The 22,007-nt window shown below is 73.2% G+C and carries 12 protein-coding genes and 1 rRNA gene; all 13 read left to right on the top strand.

Translation table 11 applies throughout. The annotated features are described in order from the left end of the window. A 5S ribosomal RNA gene (gene rrf, locus EV186_RS38260) occupies positions 1-84 on the top strand; the annotation flags it as partial. Positions 85-194: 110 nt separating this feature from the next. Continuing rightward, positions 195-1,034 carry a GNAT family N-acetyltransferase gene (locus EV186_RS38255; RefSeq protein WP_133854460.1) on the top strand — a complete coding sequence of 280 codons (840 nt, stop codon included), beginning with the start codon at positions 195-197 and terminating at the stop codon, positions 1,032-1,034. Next, a complete protein-coding gene (locus EV186_RS38250) occupies positions 1,031-1,909 on the top strand; it encodes a GNAT family N-acetyltransferase (RefSeq protein ID WP_133854459.1) in 879 nt (292 codons plus the stop codon). Before EV186_RS38255 ends, EV186_RS38250 begins: the two co-directional genes overlap by 4 nt. A gap of 547 nt (positions 1,910-2,456) precedes the next feature. Continuing rightward, on the top strand, positions 2,457-2,873 hold the full coding sequence (locus EV186_RS38245; protein WP_133854458.1) for a rhodanese-like domain-containing protein: 417 nt from the start codon (positions 2,457-2,459) through the stop codon (positions 2,871-2,873). Further along, a complete protein-coding gene (locus EV186_RS38240) occupies positions 2,870-3,625 on the top strand; it encodes a type 1 glutamine amidotransferase (protein WP_133854457.1) in 756 nt (251 codons plus the stop codon). The genes EV186_RS38245 and EV186_RS38240 overlap by 4 nt, the downstream gene beginning before the upstream one ends. Before the next feature lie 53 nt (positions 3,626-3,678). After that, a complete protein-coding gene (locus EV186_RS38235) occupies positions 3,679-4,818 on the top strand; it encodes an inorganic phosphate transporter (RefSeq protein WP_133854456.1) in 1,140 nt (379 codons plus the stop codon). Beyond that, a complete protein-coding gene (locus EV186_RS38230) occupies positions 4,818-5,042 on the top strand; it encodes a hypothetical protein (RefSeq protein WP_133854455.1) in 225 nt (74 codons plus the stop codon). The genes EV186_RS38235 and EV186_RS38230 overlap by 1 nt, the downstream gene beginning before the upstream one ends. A gap of 102 nt (positions 5,043-5,144) precedes the next feature. After that, entirely contained in the window at positions 5,145-8,105 is a 2,961-nt protein-coding gene (locus EV186_RS38225; RefSeq protein ID WP_133854454.1) for a bifunctional [glutamine synthetase] adenylyltransferase/[glutamine synthetase]-adenylyl-L-tyrosine phosphorylase, read from the top strand. Positions 8,106-8,162: 57 nt separating this feature from the next. Further along, complete coding sequence (locus EV186_RS38220) at positions 8,163-8,603, top strand: acyl-CoA thioesterase (protein ID WP_133854453.1); 441 nt, start codon at positions 8,163-8,165, stop codon at positions 8,601-8,603. Positions 8,604-8,648: 45 nt separating this feature from the next. Next, positions 8,649-9,458 (top strand): enoyl-CoA hydratase/isomerase family protein, encoded by an 810-nt coding sequence (locus EV186_RS38215; RefSeq protein ID WP_133854452.1) that lies wholly within the window; start codon positions 8,649-8,651, stop codon positions 9,456-9,458. 280 nt (positions 9,459-9,738) lie between these two features. Then, on the top strand, positions 9,739-13,128 hold the full coding sequence (locus tag EV186_RS38210) for a beta-ketoacyl synthase N-terminal-like domain-containing protein (protein ID WP_133854451.1): 3,390 nt from the start codon (positions 9,739-9,741) through the stop codon (positions 13,126-13,128). A 21-nt stretch (positions 13,129-13,149) separates the two neighbouring features. Then, positions 13,150-16,635, top strand: coding sequence for a non-ribosomal peptide synthetase (locus tag EV186_RS38205; protein ID WP_133854450.1), 3,486 nt, complete (start codon positions 13,150-13,152; stop codon positions 16,633-16,635). A gap of 2 nt (positions 16,636-16,637) precedes the next feature. After that, a complete protein-coding gene (locus tag EV186_RS38200) occupies positions 16,638-21,998 on the top strand; it encodes a type I polyketide synthase (RefSeq protein WP_133854449.1) in 5,361 nt (1,786 codons plus the stop codon). The last annotated feature ends 9 nt before the right edge of the window (positions 21,999-22,007 follow it).

The following is a 22,007-nucleotide window of genomic DNA, read 5'->3' as shown; positions in this document are numbered from 1 at the left end:
CCCATTCCGAACCCGGAAGCTAAGCCCTCCAGCGCCGATGGTACTGCACTCGCCAGGGTGTGGGAGAGTAGGACACCGCCGGACTTAATTTCCAGGAGCCCCTGGGTGATCGAAAGATCGCCCAGGGGCTTTCTGGCGTCTTCAGGACAAATTCACTCGACGCGCACCGGCCGCGGGCCGCATCCTCAACTGCCATGAGAGCTGTGCCGCACACCGACCTAGCCGGCTATTGGGAACTCGCCGAGCCTGTCTACCGAGCCGACCCCGTCCGCAACACCGTCGCGCTCACCGTGCTCAGCGGGCTGCTGACCGAACCGGACCCGACGGCGAAGCCGCCGCTGCTCGTCACCTTCGAGGACAACGGCACCACCGTCGGCGCGGCGTTCTGCACCCCGCCGTGGCCGATCTCGGTGAGCGGCATGCCCGACGTCGCCGCCCCGGAACTCGTCGCGTTGGTGCGTGAACTCGGGTTCCCGGTCACCGGGGTCACCGGCCCGCTCGAAGCGACGGAGCAGGTCAGCAAGGAATGGCAGGTGGTCACCGGGGCAGAGGTGAGCCTGGGGTTCAAGCTCCGGCTGTACCGGCTCGACGAGCTGACCCCACCCGAGGTCGCCGGCACAGCCCGCGTCGCCACGGACGACGACATCCCGCTGCTCGCCCGGTGGCGCCTGGCGTTCGGCCAGGACACCGGTCACATGCCGGAGGAGGACCACGCCGACATCGTCCGCAGGTCCATGGCCTTGGGCAACGGAACCGTGCTCTGGGAGGTGGACGGCACGGCGGTCTCCTACGCGTCGGCGACCAAGCCGGTCGAGGGCATGTCCCGGATCGGCCCGGTCTACACGCCGGTCGAGCACCGCGGCCACGGTTACGGATCGGCGGTCACCGCCGCGGTGACCCAGTGGGCGCTCGACCGCGGCGCGGAACATGTGGTCCTGTTCACCGACCTCGCCAACCCGACGTCCAACTCGATCTACCAGCGGATCGGCTTCCGCCCGCACTCCGACGCCGCCGACTACCGGTTCAAGTCATGAAGATCACCCGGCACACCGACCTCGCCGCGTTCTGGGCGCAGGTCGAGCCGCTCTTCCGGGCCGATCCGCTGCGCAACACCATCGCGCTCACCGTGCTCCGCGGCCTGGTCGCGGCGCCGGACCCGGACGCCGAACCACCGCTGCTCCTCACCATCGACCCCACCGCCGGCACCGCCGGCAAGGCAGGCGAGGCAGGCGCCGCGTTCTGCACGCCACCCTGGCCGATGGGTGTCAGCTGTGTGCCGGACGCGGCCATGCCCGATTTGGTGCGATACCTGCGGGACATCGCGTTCCCCGTCACCGGCGTCAGCGCACCACTGGAGAAGGCCGACCTGTTCGCCGACACCTGGCTCGCCGCCGCCGGCGGGACCAAGGAACTCGCGATCGCCCTACGGCTCTACCTGCTCGACGAGCTGACCCCGCCCGACGTCCCCGGCGAGGCGCGCCGGGCCACCGAGGACGACGTCGAGCTGCTCGCCCGCTGGCGCGAGGCCTTCGCCGGCGAAGCGGCTCCGCACAACGAGGCTCGGCGCGACCAGACCGTCCCGGTCCGCCGGTCCATGGCCACCGGCAACGGCAACCTGCTCTGGTACGTCGACGACGAGCCCGTCTCGCACGCGGCGGCGAGCAGGCCCATCGGCGGCATGTCCCGGATCGGCCCGGTCTACACCCCGCCCGAGCACCGCAACCACGGCTACGCCTCCGCGATCACCGCCGCGGCCGCCCGGTGGGCCCTCGACGCGGGGGCCGACAAGGTCGCCCTGTTCACCGACCTCGCCAACCCGACGTCGAACGCGATCTACCAGCGGATCGGCTTCCGCCCCCACCACGACGCCGTCGAATACCGGTTCATCTCGCCGCCAACGACCACGTGAAGCAACGTCCGCGCGCCGCCGAGGGGACGGTGACCGTGTAACCGGCCCTCCGCGCGCGGCCGAGAAGAACACCCGGCGGCCTGGTCGACCCGCCGTGCACCTGAGGCGCTTCCGCGAACGCCTTCAGCTCGGCGATCGACCGCCACGCCGCTACCTACCGGCTCGGGACGCCGCACATGCGCGAACCCCAGCGGGTCCCCACGCCGGTCAGGTTCCCTGGCCACCGGAGCGGCCACCACACGGCCCGGTCGATCCCCAGTGGTCCTGCGCCCGGTCAGGTCCCTGCGCCGGAGCGGCCACCATGCGGCGCGGTCGATCCCATCCTCGGGTCGCGGCTCGTTGTTCTGCCCGCTTCGCGGCCTTGGCTGGCCCACGTTGCTCTGCCAACAGACGGGCGACACGCCGAAATCCGGGCATGATCCCGGGCGTGTCCACCCGATCGGGTGGCAAATTCGCCGACATCCGCCGCGCGGCCGCAAAGGCCACAAAGGCCACAAGGTAGATGCACCCCTGGCCGCCAGGCGACCATACCGGCAAGCTTCCCGGCATGAGCACCTCGAGCGTCCTGCGTTTCCCGATCGCCGACCCCGCCGACGCGGCCAGGTTCTTCGCCGCCGAACTCGCCTTCGACGTCGACCCGGACGACGTCGCCGCCGACATGCGCGACGGCGTGGCCGCGGGCTACCAGCTGATCGAATGCCGCAACGCCACCAAGTTCGCCGAGCTGCACATCCCGGGCGCGATCAACTTCCCGTACTGGACCATGGACGAGCACACGACCGCGTCGCTGGACCGCGACCTCCTGCACATCTGCTACTGCGAGAGCTTCCAGTGCAACGCCGCGACCCAAGGTGCGCTGCGCCTGGCCGAACTGGGCTTTCGCGTGAAGCGGCTCGCGGGCGGCATCACCACCTGGCGGGCGGCCGGATTCCCAGTGGCGGGAACGCATACGCTCGACGCGTGACCACCACACGCCTGCTCGTCCTGCAGCCCGGCGAGGGCGACCCGCCCGGCCGGCTCGGGGATTGGCTCGCCGACGCCGGCGCCGACCTGCACCTGGTCCGCCCGGGCATCGACGGGCTGCCGGACGACCTCAAGCAGTACCAAGGGGTCGTGTGCCTCGGCGGCGGCATGAGCGCGTGGGACGACGACAAGCACCCGTGGCTCGCCGACGTCCGCGCGTTGCTGGCCGGCTGCGTGCGAGATCACACCCCGTTGCTGGCCATCTGCCTCGGCGCCCAACTCCTGGCGGCGGCGACCGGCGGCCGGGTCGAGAAGGGTGCCGAGGGACCCGAGGCCGGTGTGCTGCTCGTCGCCAAACGCGACCTCGGGTGGAGCGATCCGCTCTTCGCCGAGGTGCCGATGACGCCGGACGTCGTCCAGTTCCACTCCGACGCCATCACGCTGCTGCCGCCGGGCGCCGAGCTGCTCGCCGCCTCGCCCAAGTACCCGAACCAGGCCTTTCGCCTCGGCGGACACGCGTACGCGGTGCAGTTCCACATCGAGACCACGCCCGAGATGGTGCTCGACTGGGCCCGGTCCCACCCGGACACCGCGGCGCTGGCCCGGCCGGGCACCTTCACCGAGGAGGCCCTCGCCGAAGCGCACGAACGGCTCGAGGAGACCTGGCGCCCGTTCGCCGAGCGCTTCCTCGCGCTGGTCCGCGGCGAGCTCGAACCGGCGGTCACTTCGGCCCGGCGGCTCCCCGTGGTTTGAACCACGCATGTTTCCTACCAATGAATGGCGGGTTGCCCGGTAGCGTCGGCGCCGTGGACCCCACGTTGCTTGTGATCGTCGTGATCGTCACGGCGCTGGCCTTCGATTTCACCAACGGCTTCCACGACACCGCGAACGCGATGGCCACCTCCATCGCCACCGGTGCGTTGCGGCCCAAGGTCGCGGTCGTGCTGTCCGCGGGGCTGAACCTGGTCGGAGCGTTCTTATCGGTCGAGGTCGCCAAGACGATCTCGGGTGGCATCGTCGACGAGACGCGGATCAGCCCGGCGGTGATCTTCGGCGGGCTGATCGGGGCGATCGTGTGGAACCTGGTCACCTGGTACGCCGGGCTGCCGTCGAGTTCGTCGCACGCCCTGTTCGGCGGCCTGATCGGGGCGACGTGGGTCGCGTCCGGCACCAGCGCGGTGCACTTCGGCAAGATCGTCGAGAAGGTGCTCGTGCCCGCGGTCGCCTCACCGGTCATCGCCGGGGTGATCGCCGCCACCGCGACCTGGCTGACCTACCGGCTCACCCGCCGCGCCCAGCCCAAGGCCGCCACCCGCGGTTTCCGGCTCGGCCAGGTCGCGTCCGCTTCCCTGGTCTCGCTCGCGCACGGCACCAACGACGCGCAGAAGACCATGGGCGTGATCACCCTGGCGTTGATCTCGTCCGGTTCGCTCGGCGCGGGCGCCGACCCGCCGGTCTGGGTGATCCTCAGCGCGGGCCTCGCGATCGCGCTCGGCACCTACTTCGGCGGCTGGCGCATCACGCACACGCTGGGCCGCGGCCTGACCAAGCTCGAGGCACCGCAGGGCTTCGCGGCCCAGACCAGCGCGGCGACGGTGATCCTGGCGTCCTCGCACCTGGGTTTCGCGCTCTCCACCACGCACGTCTGCTCCGGCGGCATCCTCGGCGCGGGCCTCGGTGGCCCCGTGCGTGAGGTGCGCTGGAGCGTCGCCGGGCGGATGGCCGTCGCGTGGCTGCTCACGCTGCCGCTCGCCGGCGGGGTCGGTGCGCTGGCCGGCGTCACCGCGGACTCCGGGACGCTGGGTGTGATCGCCGTGGCCCTGGCCGGGCTCGTCATCGGCGGTGGGATCTACCTCGCGTCGCGGCGGCGGCCGGTCGGCCCGCGCGCCGTGGTCGACGAACTCGAAGTGCCGGCCGAGCCGACACCGGTGCGGGCGGTGGCGTGATGCACGTGAACTGGTCCGGGCTCGCCATCGTGTTCGGCGTGTCCATGGGCGCGGTGCTCGCCATGGTCGCGTTGTTCTCGCTCGGCATCGGCGGGATGTCGATGCGGATGACGGCGCGCGAGCGGGAGGCGAGCACGAGGCCGGGCACCGTCACCGCGACGATCGGGTTCGCGGCGTGTGCGGCGGTCGTCGCGTTCGGCGTCTGGGTGATCATCCGCGGCTGACCGCGTCGGCAACAGATTGATACTCTACGATTTCCGATACTACGATTTCGTAGTATCCGTGATCGGACCGTTCGGGGTTGAGCAGGCGCTACGGTTGTCGCGATGGCCGATCGCGCGCGTTCCACCCAGTCCCCAGCCAGGTACGGGCTCACCGACGACCGGGCCGAGCAGGACCTGGTCGCGGCCGGCTGGTGGCAGGACGGCGGGCCGACGCCGGGCAGCGACGTCGTGCTCGCGGCGCTGGCCCGCACCCCCGACGCGGACCTGGCGTTGCTCGCGCTGGACCGCCTGCGCGTCGCCACCGACGACTGGGACGACCTCAGCGCCGAACTGCGCGACAACCCGGTCTTCCGCGCGCGGCTGCTCGCCATCCTCGGCTCGTCCAGCGCGCTCGGCGACTTCCTCGCCGCCAACCCGCGCGAGTGGCACCGGATCGTCGGTGAGCTGACCGAACCCGCCGACTACGCCGGGCTGCTGCTCGAGGCCGTCACGGTCGACGGCGAACGCATGAGCAGCGGCGACGCCACCCCGTCGCTGCGTGCCGCCTACCGGGGTCTGCTGCTGGAGATCGCGGCCGAGGACCTCGCGCAGGCGGTCGACCGGGACCTGCCCGTGGTCGGTTACGAGCACATCTCCAGCCACCTCACCGAGCTCGCCGAGGCCGCGCTGGGCGCGGCGCTCGCGGTCGCGCAGGCCGAACACCCTGGTGAGGCCAGGCTCGCCGTGATCGCGATGGGCAAGTGCGGTGGCCGCGAACTGAACTACGTCAGCGACGTCGACGTCCTGTTCGTCGCCGACGGCGACACGGCCGTCGCCACCCGCGTGGCCAGCACGATGATGCGCGTTGCCACCGACGCGTGCTTCGAGGTCGACGCGGCGCTGCGACCGGAGGGCAAGTCGGGTGCGCTGGTGCGCAGCCTCGACGGCTACGCCGCCTACTACAAGCGCTGGGCGCACACGTGGGAGTTCCAGGCGCTGCTCAAGGCCCGCCCGGTGGTCGGCGACAAGGAACTCGGCGAGCAGTACGCGACGATGGTGCGCCCGCTGGTGTGGACCGCGGCGGATCGCGACCGATTCGTGGCCGACGTGCAGGAAATGCGCCGCCGCGTGGAGAAGCACGTGCCCGCCGAACTGGTCGAGCGCGAGCTCAAGCTGGGCCGGGGCGGGCTGCGCGACGTGGAGTTCGCGGTGCAGTTGCTGCAACTCGTGCACGGCCGAAGCGACGAGCAGCTGCGGCTCGGTCCGACCATGGCCGCGCTCGCCGCGTTGGGCGACGGCGGGTACGTCGGGCGCGCGGACGCCGCCGAGCTCGGCGAGTCCTACCGGTTCCTGCGCGCGCTCGAGCACCGGCTGCAGCTGCAACGGCTGCGGCGCACGCACCTCTTCCCTGCCGACGACCAGACCGCCGAGCTGCGCTGGCTGGCCCGGGCCGCGGGCATCCGGCCGGAGAAGGGCAAGTCGGAGGCGCAGAAGCTGCTCGCGGAGTTCCGCAGGCACGCCAACCGCACCCGCAGGCTGCACCAGAAGCTGTTCTACCGGCCGCTGCTGCAGGCCGTCGCGCGCGTGCCGTCCGAGGCGTTGCGGCTGACCACCAAGGAAGCGGGGGCCCGGCTGGCCGCGCTCGGCTTCGCCGCCCCGGACGGCGCGTTGCAGCACATCGGCGCGCTGACCTCCGGGGTGTCGCGGCGCGCCTCGATTCAGACCGCCCTGCTGCCGGTGCTGCTCGACCTGCTCGCTGGCACACCGGACCCGGACGGCGGGTTGCTGGCGTACCGGCAGATGTCCGAGGCGCTGTCGTCGACGCCCTGGTACCTGCGGGTGCTGCGGGACGAGGGTGCCGTCGTCGAACGGCTGGCCACCCTGCTCGGCACGTCCAAGCTGGTGCCGGACCTGATGGTGCGCGCGCCCGAGGTGCTGCGGCTGCTCGGGCACCCCGCCGAGCTGGCCGGGCGCGACCCGGAGGAGGTCGCGGGATCGTTGCGCAGCACGGTGAAGCGGCACGGTTACCTCGGCAACGCGATCGCCGCGGCCCGCTCGCTGCGCAGGCACGAACTGCTGCGCGTGGCCTGCGCCGACATCCTCGGGCTGATGGACGTCCGAGAGGTCTGCCGGGCACTGTCCAGCGTGTGGGGCGCGGTGCTGCAGTCCTCGCTCGAGGCGGTGGACCGGGCCGAAGCCGTCGCCGCGGACGGCTGGAAGGCACGCATCTCGGTGATCGCGATGGGCCGGCTCGGCGGCGCCGAGCTCGGCTACGGCTCCGACGCCGACGTGATGTTCGTGTGCGAGCCGGTCGAAGGTGTCTCGGATGCCGACGCCATGCGTTATGCCTCGCGGGTGGCGCAAAGCGTGCGCAAGCAGCTCGGTGCGCCGAGCCAGGACCCGCCGTTGCAGGTCGACGTCGACCTGCGCCCGGAGGGCCGGCAAGGGCCGCTCGTGCGGTCTCTCGGGTCCTATGTGGACTACTACGCCCGGTGGGGCGAGGTGTGGGAGGCGCAGGCGTTGTTGCGTGCCTGCCCGATCGCCGGGGACCAGGACCTCGGTGCGCGGTTCATCGAGGCGATCGACCCGGTGCGCTACCCGGTGGGTGGCTTGGACCTGGCGGCGACCAGGGAGGTGCGCCGGATCAAGGCGCGGGTCGAGGGGGAGCGGCTGCCGCGCGGCGCCGACCCGAACACCCACACCAAGCTCGGCCGTGGCGGGCTGGCCGACGTCGAGTGGACGTTGCAGCTGCTGCAGTTGCAGCACGCGCACGAAGTCCCGGCGCTGCGCACACGGTCCACTATGGACGGACTGGCGGCGGCGGCCGAGGCGGGCCTGCTCGACGAGTCGGACCGGGCCGAGCTGATCTCGGCCTGGACGCTGGCCACGCGCGTGCGCAACGCCGTGACCCTGGTGCGGGGCAAGCAGACCGACCAGGTGCCGACGTCGGGGCGGGAGCTGGCCGCGGTCGCGAGCGTGCTCGGCTACCCGGCCGACGGCGACGTCGGGGAGTTCCTCGACGCCTACCGGCGCACCACGCGGCGGGCCCGCGCGGTCGTCGAGCGGGTGTTCTACGGCGGTTGATGTCGTGCTCATCACGCGGTCGCCCGATTGTCGGCGGTCGCTCGTACAGTCGGGCGCATGGCTGAGACTGCGTGGCGGATGCGGTTGAAGGTGCGCAGCTACGAGGTGGACCGGCTCGGGCACGTGAACCACGCCGTGTACCACCAGTACGGTGAGCTGGCGCGGGTCGGCGGCTTCGAGGCGGCCGGGTTGTTGTGGGACAAGATGACCGACTCGAACATGGGCCCGGTCATGCTGCACACGAGCGTCGACTTCCGCCGCGAGCTGCGGGTGGGCGACGAGTTCGACGTGACGTGCGAGCTGCGGTTCGGTGGTGGCAAGACGTTCCGGCTGGACACGCTGATCACCAAGCTCGACGGCACGGTGTCCGCCGAGCTGCGGTGCGTGCTCGGCGTGATGGACCTCCAGGCCCGCAAGCTCTTCACCGACCCGCGCCAGGCCCTGGAGGCCGCGGGGCTCGACCCGGCGGTGCTGCCGAGCGTCAACTTCCCGCAGTGACGCCCCTGCAGCATCATGGTTCGACCATGAGCTGAAAGGGGTCCCATGGACTTCGCGAAGTACGGGCAGCTGCGGTTCGAGCGGCGCGACAACGGCGTCCTGCTGATCACGATGGACCGGCCGGACAAGTACAACGCCGCCGACGAGCAGATGCACGGCGAGCTCGCGCGTGTGTGGACGGACGTGTCGGCTGATCCACAGACCCGGGTCGCGGTGATCACCGGTGCGGGCAAGGCGTTCTCCGCGGGTGGTGACCTCGCCATGGTCGAGCGGATGGCGGGTGACCATGACCGCGTCGCGCACATGCTGTCGGAGATGAGCGACCTCGTCTACAACATCATCAACTGCGAGAAGCCCGTCATCTCCGCGATCAACGGTGTCGCGGTCGGTGCGGGCACCGTGGTGGCGCTGCTCGCCGACATCTCCATCTGCGCGAACGACGCACGCATCGGCGACGGGCACGTCAAGCTCGGCGTCGCGGCCGGCGACCACGCGGCGATCATCTGGCCCCTGCTGGTCGGCATGGCCAAGGCCCGCTACTACCTGCTCACCGGCGAGATGGTCGACGGCGTCGAAGCGGAGCGGCTCGGCCTGGTCAGCAAGGCGTTGCCGCGCGAGGAGGTGCTGCCCGAGGCGCTGCGGGTGGCGGACGTCCTCGGCTCCGGGTCGCAACCCGCGATCCGCTGGACCAAGCGCGCGCTCAACGGCTGGCTGCGCATGGCCGGCCCGATCTTCGACCAGTCGGCGGCCTACGAAATGTTGACCTTCATGGGACCCGATGTCGTCGAGGGCGCCGCGGCGTTGCGGGACAAGCGCGCGCCCCGGTTCCCCTCGGCTCACCCGACCGGCGGCTGAGCCCTCACGCTGAGTGTTCGCTCGCTTTCGTTCCGGCTGAACTGGCGCGAAGGATTTTGCAAGCAGATAGGCCATTCGGCATAGCAATTACCGCCTACTAGTCGTATGGCATGACATCGTTCGGTCCAATTCCTTGTATGGGTATCGTGCGGCGCATTGTCCGCACATAACCTTGCGTCACCCCCTTCTTGTGTGACGTTTTCCAGGAGCTCCGAATGACGCCCGCGTCAGCAGCATGGCTGCTGCATGCCCGAAACCGGCCACACACCCCCGTGCGCCGATGACGCGGGTCAATCCAGTCCGACGCTTCGCCGAGATCGCCGACAGCGTGCCGACGCGGCTCGCGGTCGCCGATGACACCGGCGGCGTCGCGTACCGAGACCTCGCCGGACTGGCCGGCGGCCGCGCGCGGTCGCTTGCCGAGGCCGGGATCGGCGTCGGCGCCAGGGTCGGTCTGCTCACCACGCACGGCACCCCGGCCATCGCGGCGATCCTCGGCACGCTCGCCACCGGCGCGGCGTACGTCCCGCTCGATCCGGGCTTCCCGCCGGCCCGGTTGCGCCACCAGCTGGCCGTGGCCGGGGTGACGACGGTGCTCGCCGATCCCGAACACGCCGCGGCGGCCGAAAACCTCGGCGTGCCAACGGTCCTGCGCACCGACGAGCGCACCGCGCCGCTGCCGGTCCCCGCCGACGCCCCCGACGAGCTCGCGTACGTGCTGTTCACGTCCGGTTCCACGGGCACACCGAAGGCGATCGCGCAGACCCACCGCAACCTCGCGCACTGCGTGGACAACCAGATCGCCGCGCTGGGCATCGGCGCCGCGGACCGGGTGAGCCTGCTGGCGTCGTTCGCCTTCGACGCCGCGATCCCCGACCTCTACCCGGCGCTGCTGACCGGCGCCACGGTGGTGCCGGTGGACGTGCGTGCCGTGGGCGTCGCCGCGACCGCCCAGGCGCTCGACCGGCACGGCGTGACCGTCTACCACTCCACGCCGACGCTGTACCGGTACCTGCTGGACGCCCTCGGCGGCACCCGCCTCGCCGCGGTGCGCACGGTGCTGCTCGGCGGCGAGCAGGCGACCCACCTCGACCTGCACCGCGGCCGCGACTCGTTTGCGCCGGACTGCGTGTTCGTCAACGGCTACGGCATGACCGAGGCGACGTTCGTCGCACACCACCGCCTGCCCGCCGCCGCGGTCGATCCGTCGGTGTCCGGGCCGCTGCCGATCGGCAGCGCGTTGCCCGGCTTCGAGCTGGCGCTGACCGGCGGGGAGATCGAGGTTCGCGGTCACCACCTGGTCGCGGGCTACCTCGGGCAGGACAGCGACGCGTTCGGCGTGCTCCCCGACGGCAGGCGCAGCTACCGCACCGGCGACCTCGGCGAGATCACCGAGGACGGCACGCTCGTCTGCCTCGGCCGCCGGGACCGGCAGGTGAAGGTGCGCGGCTTCCGGGTCGAGCCGGCCGAGGTCGAAGCGGCGCTGGCCGCGTTGCCCGGCGTCCGCGCGGCGCGCGTGATCGTCCGGGACGGCGACCTGATCGGGTACGTCGAGGCCGACGTCGACCCCGGTCCCTTGCGAGCGGCCGTGGCCGAGCGGCTGCCGCAGTACGCGGTGCCCACCGCCGTGGTCCGAGTCGATCGGTTCCCGTTGACGGTGACCGGCAAGCTCGACGAACGCGCCCTGCCCGCACCTGGCACACCCGCTCCGGCCCAGATCCTGGTGAGCGCGACCGAACGGCGAGTGCACGCCGTGTGGTGCGCGGTGCTCGGCCGTGACGGCGTGGGACGCACCGACGCGTTCTTCGACGCCGGCGGGAACTCGTTGCTGCTCAACGACCTCCAGCGGCGGCTGAGCGACGAGTTCGGCGCGGAGATCGCGCTGCTCGACCTCTTCGAGCACGCGACCGTGGCGGCGCAGGCCGCCCACCTCGACCGGGCGTCGTCCACTGTGGACGCCGGGGTAGGGCCCGTGGCCGATCCCGCCGACCTGCCGAGCGACCTGCCGAGCGACCTGATCGCCGTGGTCGGCATGGCGGGCCGGTTCCCCGGCGCGCCGGACGTGGCGTCGTTCTGGTGGAACCTGTGCGCGGGCGTGGACGCGATCCACGACTACACCGCCGACGAACTCGCCGCGCTCGGCATCGGGCCCGGCTTCGTGCGCGCGGGCGGGCGGCTGGACGGCGTCGAGGACTTCGACGCCGAGTTCTTCGGCTTCACCGCCGAGGAAGCGGCGTCGACCGATCCGCAGCACCGGTTGTTCCTCGAAGCCGCGTGGCAGGCGCTGGAGGACGCGGGCCGCGATCCGGCCACCGAACCCGGCCCGGTCGGCGTGTTCGCGTCCAGCTCGGTCAACCGGTACTTCCTGTTCCACCTGTTCGGCAATCCCGCGGTGCGCGACGTGGACCCCGGCGACTGGGAGGCGCGGCTGCTCGGCCGCCAGCTCACCGACCACCTGCCTGGGCAGGTGGCCTACCGGCTGGGCCTGACCGGGCCCGCGCTCGCGGTGCAGAGCGCGTGCTCCAGTTCCCTTGCCGCCGTGGGCCTGGCCGCGCAGAGCCTCGCCGACTACCGCTGCGACCTCGCGCTGGCCGGCGGGGTGAGCGTCACGTGGCCGCGCTACCGGGCCGGTGGCCTGGTCTCGGCGGACGGGCGCTGCCGGGCCTTCGACGAACGCGCCGACGGGTCGGGGTTCAGCTCCGGTGTCGGTGTGGTCGCGTTGCGCAGGCTCGCCGACGCGATCGCCGACCGCGACCACGTCTACGCGGTGCTTCCGGGCTGGGCGATGACCAACGACGGCCCGGACCGCGCCGGGTTCGCCGTGCCGGGCACCGCGGGTCAGGCGGCCGCGATCGCCGAGGCGTTGACCATCGCGCAGGTGCGCCCCGACGAGGTCCGGCTGGTCGAGGCGCACGGCAGCGGAACGCCGATGGGCGACGCCATCGAGGTGGCCGCGCTCAACCGGGTGTACCGGGGCGCGGCGCCCGCCGGGTGGACGGCGCTCGGTTCAGTCAAGACGAACATCGGCCACCTGGACGCCGCCGCGGGCGTGGCCGGGTTGGTGAAGGCCGCGCTCGCCGTGCGGCACGGCGTCATCCCGCCGAACCTGCACTTCACCGCGCCGCACCCGCAGGTGGCGCTGGGCGACGGGCCGTTCTTCGTGCCGTCGAAGCTCGCCGACTGGCCCGACGGCGGGCGCCGGGTCGCGGGGGTCAGCTCGTTCGGCATGGGCGGCACCAACGTGCACGTGCTGGTTGAGCAGCCACCCTTGGTCGAGCCGACCGGCGACCAGGCGGGCCCGTACCTGCTGCCGGTGTCCGCGCGCGACCCGAAAGCCTTGCGGGAAGCCGTTTCGCGGCTCCGGGAGCACCTCGCGGGCGGCGGCGACGCGCTCGCGGACGTGGCCTTCACGCTCGCGGTCGGCCGGCGCGCATTCGACCGCCGCGCCGCCGTGGTCGCGCACACCAAGGCCGATGCGCTCGCGGCGCTCGCCGTCCTGACCGAGGACGCCCCGGTGGCCGGCGTGCCGGGGGAGCTGTTCGAGCTGGCCCGGCGCTGGGTCGGCGGCGCGGCGGTCGAGCTGCCGGCGGGAGCCGGGCGGCGCGTGCCGTTGCCCACCTACCCGTTCCAGCGCGACCGGTACTGGATCGACCCGCCCGTGCGGAACTGAACGGACCTGGGGAGAGAGCACGTGACGAACACCGTACCGGCTGTTGCGGTCGAGGGCGCCCGTCTGTCCATTCCGGACACGACGGTCGCGGACCTGGTGCTGGCGCAGGCGAGCCGGACCCCGGACGCCGTCGCCGTGCGCCAGTGGGACGAGCGGCTGACCTACCGCGAGCTGGTGGCGCGGGCGGCCGGGGTCGCCGAGGTGCTGCGCGCGCACGGCGTCGGCCCGCAGACCCGGGTCGGGGTGTGCGCGCACCGGCGCCCGGAGTCGGTGGCCGTCGTGCTCGGCGTGCTGCTGGCGGGCGGCTGCTACGTGCCGATGGAGCCCGGTGGGCCGCGGGCGCGGCTGCTGGAGATCGCCGTCGACGCCGGGGTCTCGATCGTGATCGGGGATGCCGCGGTCGCCGAATTCGGCGCGGTGGAAGGAATTCGTGCCCTCGACGTGCCCGGCCCGGCCGCGCCACGCCCGTGCCCGGCGACCCCGGCGGACACCGCGCACGTGCTCTACACGTCCGGCTCGACCGGCAAGCCGAAGGGCGTCCTGACCACCCACCGCAACGTGGTCGCGTTCGTCACCGGCTGGGCGGCGCTCTACGGGGCGGGCCCGGACACCCGCGCGCTCGGCATCGCCTCGCTGGGCTTCGACGCGACGACCGTCGACCTCTTCGTGCCGCTGACCCACGGTGGCTCGGTGCAGCTGCTGGGCGCGGCCGACCGGGCCGACCCGGACCGGTTGCGCCGGTTCCTCGTGGCGCACGAGGTGAACTGGGGTTTCATCACGCCGACCATGCTGTCCGTGCTCGACCCGGCGGACGTGCCCGGCTGGGAGCTGATCGCGTGCGGCGGCGAGGCGATGCCGCCGGAGCTGGCCCGGCGGTGGGCGCCGGGCCGGCGGCTGGTCAACGGCTACGGGCCGACCGAGACGACGGTCATCGTGGTCACCGGCGAGGTGACCGAGCCGATCACGGACCCGGTGCCGCTGGGCCGGCCGACCCCGAACCACCGTGCCTACGTGGTCGCGCCGGATTCCCTGGTGCCGGTGCTGCCCGGCGAGGTGGGTGAGCTGCTCATCGGCGGGCCCGGTGTCGCCGACGGCTATCTGGGCCGTCCCGAGTTGACCGCGGCCGCGTTCGTCGACGACCCGCTGCGCCCCGGTGAGCGGCTGTACCGCACGGGGGACCTCGCGCGGGTGCGCGCCGACGGCCGCATCGAGTACCTGGGTCGCGCCGACCGGCAGGTGAAGGTGCGCGGCCAGCGCATCGAGCTGGGCGAGGTGGAGGCCGGGCTGGCCGCGCACCCCGCCGTCGAGGCGGTGGCAGTCGAGGCGGTGACCGGCGCCGGCGGCACCAAGCTGGTCGCGTTCGTCACGCCGGAGACGGCGCCCTCGGACGACGACCTGAGGGCGCACGCCGCGACCCGGCTCACGGCCGCCATGCGGCCGGCGGTGATCCGCCGGGTGCCCGCGTTGCCGGTGAACCCGGTGTCCGGCAAGGTCGATCGCCCGGCGCTGCGCGAACTGGCGGCCCGGGCCGCCGCCGAGCATGCCCAACTGTCCGAAGTGGACACTCCGGTGGGCAGGGCGGTCGCGGCGATCTGGCGCCGGGTGCTCGGCGCGGGTGCGGGCGACGACTTCTTCCGCGCCGGTGGTGACTCGATCGCGGCGATGCGGCTGGTCGCCGCGCTGCGGGCGGAGCTGGGCGCCGACGTGGGCGTGCGGGACGTGTTCGAGGGCGCCACCCTCGCCGGTGTCACGAGCCGGGTCGCCGCTGCGCCCGCGCTCGACGGTCCCGAGCTCTCCCGGGGCAACCCGCCGACCCTCGCGCCGCCGCAGCGGCGCCTGTGGTTCCTCGACCAGCTCGCCCCCGACGCCGCGCCCTACAACATCGCGATGGCCTATCGGCTCGACGGCGAGGTCGACCACGCGGCACTGCGGGCGGCGTTGCGGGCGGTAGCGCACCGCCACGAGGTGCTGCGCTGGCGGATCCGCGCGGTCGACGGCGTGCCGACCGCCGAGCTGACGCCGGTCGCCGACGTGGACCTGCCGGTCGTGGACACGACCGAGGCCGAGCTCGACGACCGGCTGGCCGCCGACGCCGCGACCCCGTTGCACCTCGACCGCGAATCGCCTTGGCGGGCAAGGCTCTACCGCCTCGGCGCGACCGACCACGTGCTCGGTCTGACCCTGCACCACGCGGTGTTCGACGGCTGGTCGCAGTCCGTGCTGTGCACCGACCTCGCCGCCGCCTACCGCGGCGAGACCCTCGTTCCGGTCGAGGCGTCCTACGCCGACTACGCGGTCTGGCGGGCCGAGCGCGACGTCCGGCGCGAGGCGGTCGACCTGGCCTGGTGGACCGGGCACCTGCGGGGCGCGCCGACCACCCTCGACCTGCCCCGTGATCACCCGCGGCCGGCAGTGCAGACCTACCGCGGGGCGAGCCTCGCCGTGCCGATGCCGCCCGGTGCCGCCGACGCGGTCCGCGCGCTCGCCGCGAGCACCGGCACCACGGTCGCCTCGGTGCTGCTCGCCGCGTTCGGCCAGGTGCTGCACCGGTTGACCGGCACCGACGACCAGCTCGTCGCCACGGTCGTCGCGGACCGGCAGCTGGCGCCGTGCGCGGACGTCGCGGGGTTCTTCGTCGACATCGTGCCCGTGCGGTTGCGTTGCGGGGACGCCGAAGCGGCGGACTTCGCCACGCACGTGCGCCGGTGCGCCGACGAGCTGGTGGCCGCCACCGCGCACCCGGCCGCGCCGATCGACCGCCTGGTCGGCGCGCTCGACGTGCCCCGCGACCCGGCGCGCGCACCGCTGGTGCAGGTGATGTTCAACGTGCTGAACTTCGCCGAGCCGCGGCTGGACCTGCCGGGGGTGCGGGCGAGCTGGGTACCGGTGCGCAAGCCGGGGTCGCCGTTCGACGTCACCGTCTACGTGCAGGACGACGGCATCGAGCTGCTCTACAACCCGGACCTGTTCGAGCGGCCGAGGATCGCCGCGCTCGCCGAGGACTACCTCGCGCTCGTGGCGGCGCTCGCCGCCGCACCGGGCACGCCGGTGCACGCGGTCGAGCCGGCGCTGCCGCGCCCCGAGGTGCGGACCCCGGCCGCCGAAGCCACGGCGACGCGGTCCGCGCCCGCGCGCACCACGGTTGTGGCCGACCCGGCCGCGCTCGCCACCACCGAGGCCATGCTGTTGGCCGTGTGGCGCGAGGTCCTCGGCCTCGCCGCGGTCAAGGTCACCGACAACTTCTTCGACGTGGGCGGGCACTCGCTCGCCCTGGCCGAGGTGCACGCGAAGGTGTGCGCCCGGCTCGGCCGGCAGGTTCCGCTGGTGGACCTGTTCACCCACCCCAACATCCGCGCGTTCGCCACCCATTTGCACGCCGCGGAGCACCAGCACGACCAGCCGAACCCGGATCTGGCGCGCGCTGCCCAGCGCGTGGCCGCCCGGCTCGGGCGAACCCAGCAGCGCAGACCCCGCCGGCCCGCGGGTACCGCCGGACAGGAGCGATGACCATGACCGACCCGACCGACCTCTCGGCGCACCCCGTCGAGCCGATCGCCATCGTCGGCATGGCCGCGCGCGTGCCCGGTGCCGGTGACCTCACCCAGTTCTGGCGCAACCTGGTCGACGGCGTCGAGTCGATCAAGCCGGCCACCCGGGACGAACTGCTCGCCCGTGGCGCGGACCCGGCCGCGATCGACGACCCCAGCTGGGTGAACGCGACGTCCGTGGTGGACGGGTTCGACGAGTTCGACGCCGAGCTCTTCGGCATGACCAACCGGGAAGCGGAGATCACCGACCCGCAGCACCGGCTGTTCCTCGAGTCCTGCCACACCGCGCTCACCGACGCCGGCTACGACCCGGCCCGCTACCCGGGCTCGGTCGGCGTCTACGGCGGGGTCGGCCGCACCGGCTACCTCATCGAGAACCTCATGCGCAACCAGCGGCTGATGGCCTCGCAGGCCGGCGGCATCGGCGTCTCCACCGGCAACCAGCCGAGCTACCTGACCACGTCGGTGTCCTACAAGCTGAACCTGCGCGGCCCGAGCCTCGCGCTGCACACCGCGTGCTCCACCTCGCTGGTGGCGCTGCACCTGGCGTGTGAGGCGCTGCGGGGCGGCGAGTGCGACATGGCGCTCGCGGGCGGGGTGAACCTCGAGATGCCGCACGGCACCGGGTACATGGGGGTGGAGGGCTTCACCTCACCGGACGGCCACGTGCGGTCGTTCGACGCCGACGCCAACGGCACCGTGTGGAGCAGCGGCGTCGGCGTGCTGCTGGTCAAGCGCCTGTCCGACGCGCTGGCCGACGGCGACCACATCCGCGCGCTGGTGCTCGGCAACGCCATCAACAACGACGGCGCGACCAAGGTCGGCTTCTCCGCGCCCAGCGTGTCCGGCCAGTCCGACGCCATCGCGCAGGCGGTCGGCATGGCCGGGATCGAGCCGCGCAGCATCGGCTACGTCGAGGCGCACGGCACCGGCACCGCCCTCGGCGACCCGATCGAGGTCACCGCTCTGTCCACTGTGTACGGCGAGGGCACCGCCGACACCAGTTGGTGCGCGCTGGGCTCGGTGAAGTCGAACATCGGGCACCTGTCCCAGGCGGCGGGCGTGATCTCGGTGATCAAGGCGGTGCTCGCGATGGAGCACGGCCTGATCCCGCCGACGATCAACTTCACCGAGGCCAACCCGGCGATCGACTTCGCGACGACGCCGTTCTACCCGGCCCGCACCGTCGCCAAGTGGGAGCCCGGCGACGGCCCGCGCCGCGCCGGGGTCAGCTCGTTCGGCGTCGGCGGCACCAACGCGCACGTGGTGCTGCAGGAGGCGCCGGCCCACCGGCCGGCCCGTGAGCTGCGCCCCGCGCACCTGCTGCAGGTGTCGGCGAACAGCGCGACGGCGCTCGCCACCGCGGTCGAGCAGCTGGCGCAGCGGCTCGCCACCGACATCGACGTCGACCTCACCGACGTGGCCCACACCCTGCGCGTCGGTCGCACCGAGTACCCGCACCGCGCGGTCGTGGTGGCCCGCGACACCGAGGACGCCGTGGACGGGCTGCGTGACCCACGCCGCCTGGTGTCCGCGGGCGTCACGGCGGAGGTCCCCCAGGTGGCGCTGCTGTTCTCCGGGCAGGGCGCGCAGTACTCCGGGATGGGCGCCGAGCTCTACCGGTGCGAGCCGGTGTTCGCCGCCGCCGTCGACGAGTGCGTGGCGATCCTCGAGCCGCTCGTCCCGGGCATCCGGTCGCTGATCCTCGAACCCGGCCACGACCGCGAGCTGCGGGAGACCCGCCACACCCAGCCCGCGCTGTTCGTCGTCGAGTACGCGCTCGCCCGGCTCTGGCGCAGCTGGGGCGTGCGGCCCGCGGCGATGCTCGGCCACTCGATCGGCGAGTACGTCGCGGCCACCCTCGCCGGGGTGTTCACCCTCGCCGACGCGCTGCGCCTGGTGGCCAAGCGCGGCGAGCTGATGCAGTCGGTGCCCGCGGGCGCGATGCTCGCGGTGCAGCTCGACGAGACCGAGGTGGCGGCGCGGCTGCCCGAAGGCGTGTCGATCGCCGCGGTGAACGGGCCGGGCACGTGCGTGGTGGCGGGTCCGCCGGACGCGATCACGAGCTTCGCCGCGGCGCTCAAGGCGGCCGGCGTCACCAACCGCGAACTGGTCACCTCGCACGCGTTCCACTCGGCGATGATGGAGCCGGTCCTCGCCGAGTTCACCGCGGCGGTCGCCGCCGTGGCGCGCCAGGCGCCGGCCGAACCGTTCCTGTCGAACCTCACCGGCGACTGGATCACCGGTGCGCAGGCCACCGACCCCGGCTACTGGGCGGCGCACCTGCGTAACGCGGTGCGCTTCGGCGACTGCGTGCGCACCCTGATCGCCGACGGCCGCCGGTGGGCGCTCGTCGAGTGCGGACCGGGGCACCAGCTCGTCGGCCTCGCCCGCGGCCAGGTGCCCAAGGGTTCGCCCGCGCCGCAGCCGAGCCTGCCCGGCCGCAACGACCGCGACGGCGACGCCGAGACCGTCTATGCCACCGCCGGTCTCTTGTGGACGGTCGGCGTGGCGCTCCCGTCGTTCGGCGTGGCGGGCAACCGTGTGTCGCTGCCGCCCTACCCCTACGAGCGCAAGCGCTACTGGATCGCCCCGGACCCGATCGACGCGGCCGCGGCGGTGCCCGAGCAGGCGCGCGGCCCGCTGCCGCTGCCCGAGTGGTTCGCGGTGCCGACCTGGCGGCAGGCCGGCCCGGAGCTGCGCCGCGAGCGGTTCGACGCGTGCGTCGCGTTCGCCGACGACTCGTCCGCGCTGACCGACGCGTTGCGTGCCGCGGGCGTGCGGGTGATCGAGGTCCGGCCGGGCGCGGAGTTCGCCGAGACCGAGTCCGGCTTCACCGTCCGCCCGGGCGCCCGCGAGGACTACGACCGCCTGGTCGCCGCCCTCGGCGACGCGCGGGCGGACCGCTTCGTGCACGCGTGGACGTTGGCGGGCGGGACGGACCTCGACACCGGGTTCTTCAGCCTGCTGAACCTGGTGCAGGCCTTGGGTTCGGCCACCCGGATCGACATCGTCAGCACCGGCACCGCGGACGTCACCGGCGCGGACCTGGTCCACCCGGTGCACGCGACGCTGGCCGGGATCAGCCGCGTGGTGCCGCTGGAGGTGCCCGGCACCGTGGTGCGCCGCATCGACACCGACCCCGCGGACCCGCTCGGCGGGTTGCTCGCGGAGCTCTTCCGCCCAGCCGACACCGACCCGGAAGTGGCGCTGCGCAACGGAAGGCGCTGGGTGACCGACCACACGCAGCTGTCCGTGCCCGCCGCCGAGGAGCCGGTGCTGCGCCCGGGTGGCCGGTACCTGATCACCGGCGGCACCGGTGGCATCGGCATCACGCTCGCCGAGGACTTCGCCCGCCGGGTGCGGGCCCGGCTGATCCTGGTGACCCGTGCGGGGCTGCCACCGCGGGAGCAGTGGGACGCGCACGTGGCCGCGGGCGGCGCGGACCGCGCTGGCCGCGCTGGCCGCGCGATCCTCGCGATCCGCCGCATGGAGGCGGCGGGCGCCGTGGTGCACGTGACCGCGGCCGACGTCACCGACCCGGCCCAGCTTCGTGCGGTGCGCGAGCTGGCCGAGACCGAGTTCGGCGGGCTGGACGGGATCGTGCACGCCGCGGGGCTGCCCGGTGGCGGCGTCGCCGAGGTCAAGGAGCGAGCCGCCGCCGAGGCCGTGCTCGCCCCGAAGGTCGCGGGCACGCTCGCGCTGGCCGAGGCGTTCGCCGACGTGCCAATGGATTTCGTCGCCCTGTGTTCGTCGGTCACGGCCGTGTCCGGCGACTTCGGTCAGGTCGACTACTGCGCGGCCAACAACTTCCTCGACGCCTACGCGCGGTCCGCGCACGGCTGGCGGGCCCGGGTCGTCTCGCACAACTGGGGCGGCTGGGACGAGGTCGGCATGGCGGCCGAGGTCAGCGCGCCCAGCACGGTCCGCTCGGTGCGTGAGCAGGCCCTCGGCCCGGTCGAGCACCCGATCCTGACCACCCGCACGGCGTCGGGATGCCACGGCGTGGTGTCGGCGGCGAGCCACTGGGTGCTCGACGAGCACCGCATCGACGGTGTGCCGGTGGTGCCGGGCACCGCGCACCTGGAGACGGTGCGGGCCGCGGTCGCCGCCGTGCTGCCCGCACCGGGTGCGGACCACGTGGTGGAGTTGCGCGACGTGGTGTTCCTCGAGCCGTTCGCGGTGCCCGAGGGCGCGACGGCGGAGTACCGGGTCGAGTTCGACGGGCCGGAGTTCACCGTGACCAGCCGGTCCGCGGGCGTGTCGAAGACGCACGTGCGTGGCACCGCGGGCTGGGTACCGGACACCACGCCGTCCACAGTGGACATCGCGGCGATCGCCGCGCGGGGCGCGGTGCTCGACGACGGCAAGGCCTTCGGCATGGGCCGCACCAGCATGGTCACGTTCGGCCCGCGCTGGGCCGCGTTGCGCACCCACCACCTGGGCACCGGCGAGGAGCTGGCCTCGATCGTGGCGCCCGAGCCCGCCGAGGGCGACCTCGGCGCTTGGGGCCTGCACCCGGCACTGCTCGACGTGGCCACGGCGTTCGGCCGCGGTCAGGGCAGCGGCACCTACCTGCCGATGAGCTACGGCCGCGTCGTCGTGCACGCCGGGCTGCCCGCGCGCTTGCACAGCTGGCTGCGCCACCGCGACTCGGCGAGCGACAAGGTGGTGGCCGCCGACCTCGCCCTGTGCGACGACGACGGGCGCGTCCTGGTCGAGATCGAGGACTTCGTGCTGCGCCAGGTCGATTCCGGGGCCGTCAGCGGGGGGCTCGCCCAGCAGCGCGCCGCCGCACCCGAGACGTTCGGCATCCGGCCGGTCGACGGTGCCGAGGCGTTCCTGCGAGCGCTGGCCGCCGACCTCGGTCCGCAGGTGGTGATCAGCACGCGGCCGGTGCGCGACCTGTTCACCCGCCGGGTCACCGCAGCCGACCTCGCCGACCTCGACACCGAGCCGGCCGGGTCGTCCACTGTGGACGCTGTGGCCGGCGGGGAGGGCGAGTTCGTCGCGCCGCGCACCGAACTCGAGGTGGAGATCGCGCGCCAGTGGGCGGAGGTGCTGGGCGTCGAGCGCATCGGCGTGCACGACGACTTCTTCGGTCTCGGCGGCAACTCACTGGTCGCGATCCAGCTGATGGCGCAGGTCCGCAAGGCGACCGGCGTGCGGCTGGCGATGAAGACGCTGTTCGAGTCCTCCACGGTGGCGGCACTCGCCGAGCGGATCGAGCAGATGCGCGCGGAGAAGGAGAAGCCGGCCGAACCAGCCGAACCGGCCGAACCCGCCAAGCCCGAGACGACCATCCCGAAGCTCGACCGTTAGTGGGGAAAT

This window comes from Labedaea rhizosphaerae, assembly GCF_004362825.1.
Taxonomy (GTDB): Bacteria; Actinomycetota; Actinomycetes; order Mycobacteriales; family Pseudonocardiaceae; genus Labedaea; species Labedaea rhizosphaerae.
This window is presented reverse-complemented; position numbering and strand designations above follow the sequence as displayed.

Bases quoted from the DNA above. Each gene is read 5' to 3' on its own strand.
- EV186_RS38230 (WP_133854455.1), top strand. From the start codon at position 4,818: ATGCACGTGAACTGGTCCGGGCTCGCCATCGTGTTCGGCGTGTCCATG.
- EV186_RS38225 (WP_133854454.1), top strand. From the start codon at position 5,145: ATGGCCGATCGCGCGCGTTCCACCCAGTCCCCAGCCAGGTACGGGCTC.
- EV186_RS38200 (WP_133854449.1), top strand. From the start codon at position 16,638: ATGACCGACCCGACCGACCTCTCGGCGCACCCCGTCGAGCCGATCGCC.
- EV186_RS38245 (WP_133854458.1), top strand. From the start codon at position 2,457: ATGAGCACCTCGAGCGTCCTGCGTTTCCCGATCGCCGACCCCGCCGAC.
- EV186_RS38250 (WP_133854459.1), top strand. From the start codon at position 1,031: ATGAAGATCACCCGGCACACCGACCTCGCCGCGTTCTGGGCGCAGGTC.
- EV186_RS38220 (WP_133854453.1), top strand. From the start codon at position 8,163: ATGGCTGAGACTGCGTGGCGGATGCGGTTGAAGGTGCGCAGCTACGAG.
- EV186_RS38215 (WP_133854452.1), top strand. From the start codon at position 8,649: ATGGACTTCGCGAAGTACGGGCAGCTGCGGTTCGAGCGGCGCGACAAC.
- EV186_RS38255 (WP_133854460.1), top strand. From the start codon at position 195: ATGAGAGCTGTGCCGCACACCGACCTAGCCGGCTATTGGGAACTCGCC.
- EV186_RS38210 (WP_133854451.1), top strand. From the start codon at position 9,739: ATGACGCGGGTCAATCCAGTCCGACGCTTCGCCGAGATCGCCGACAGC.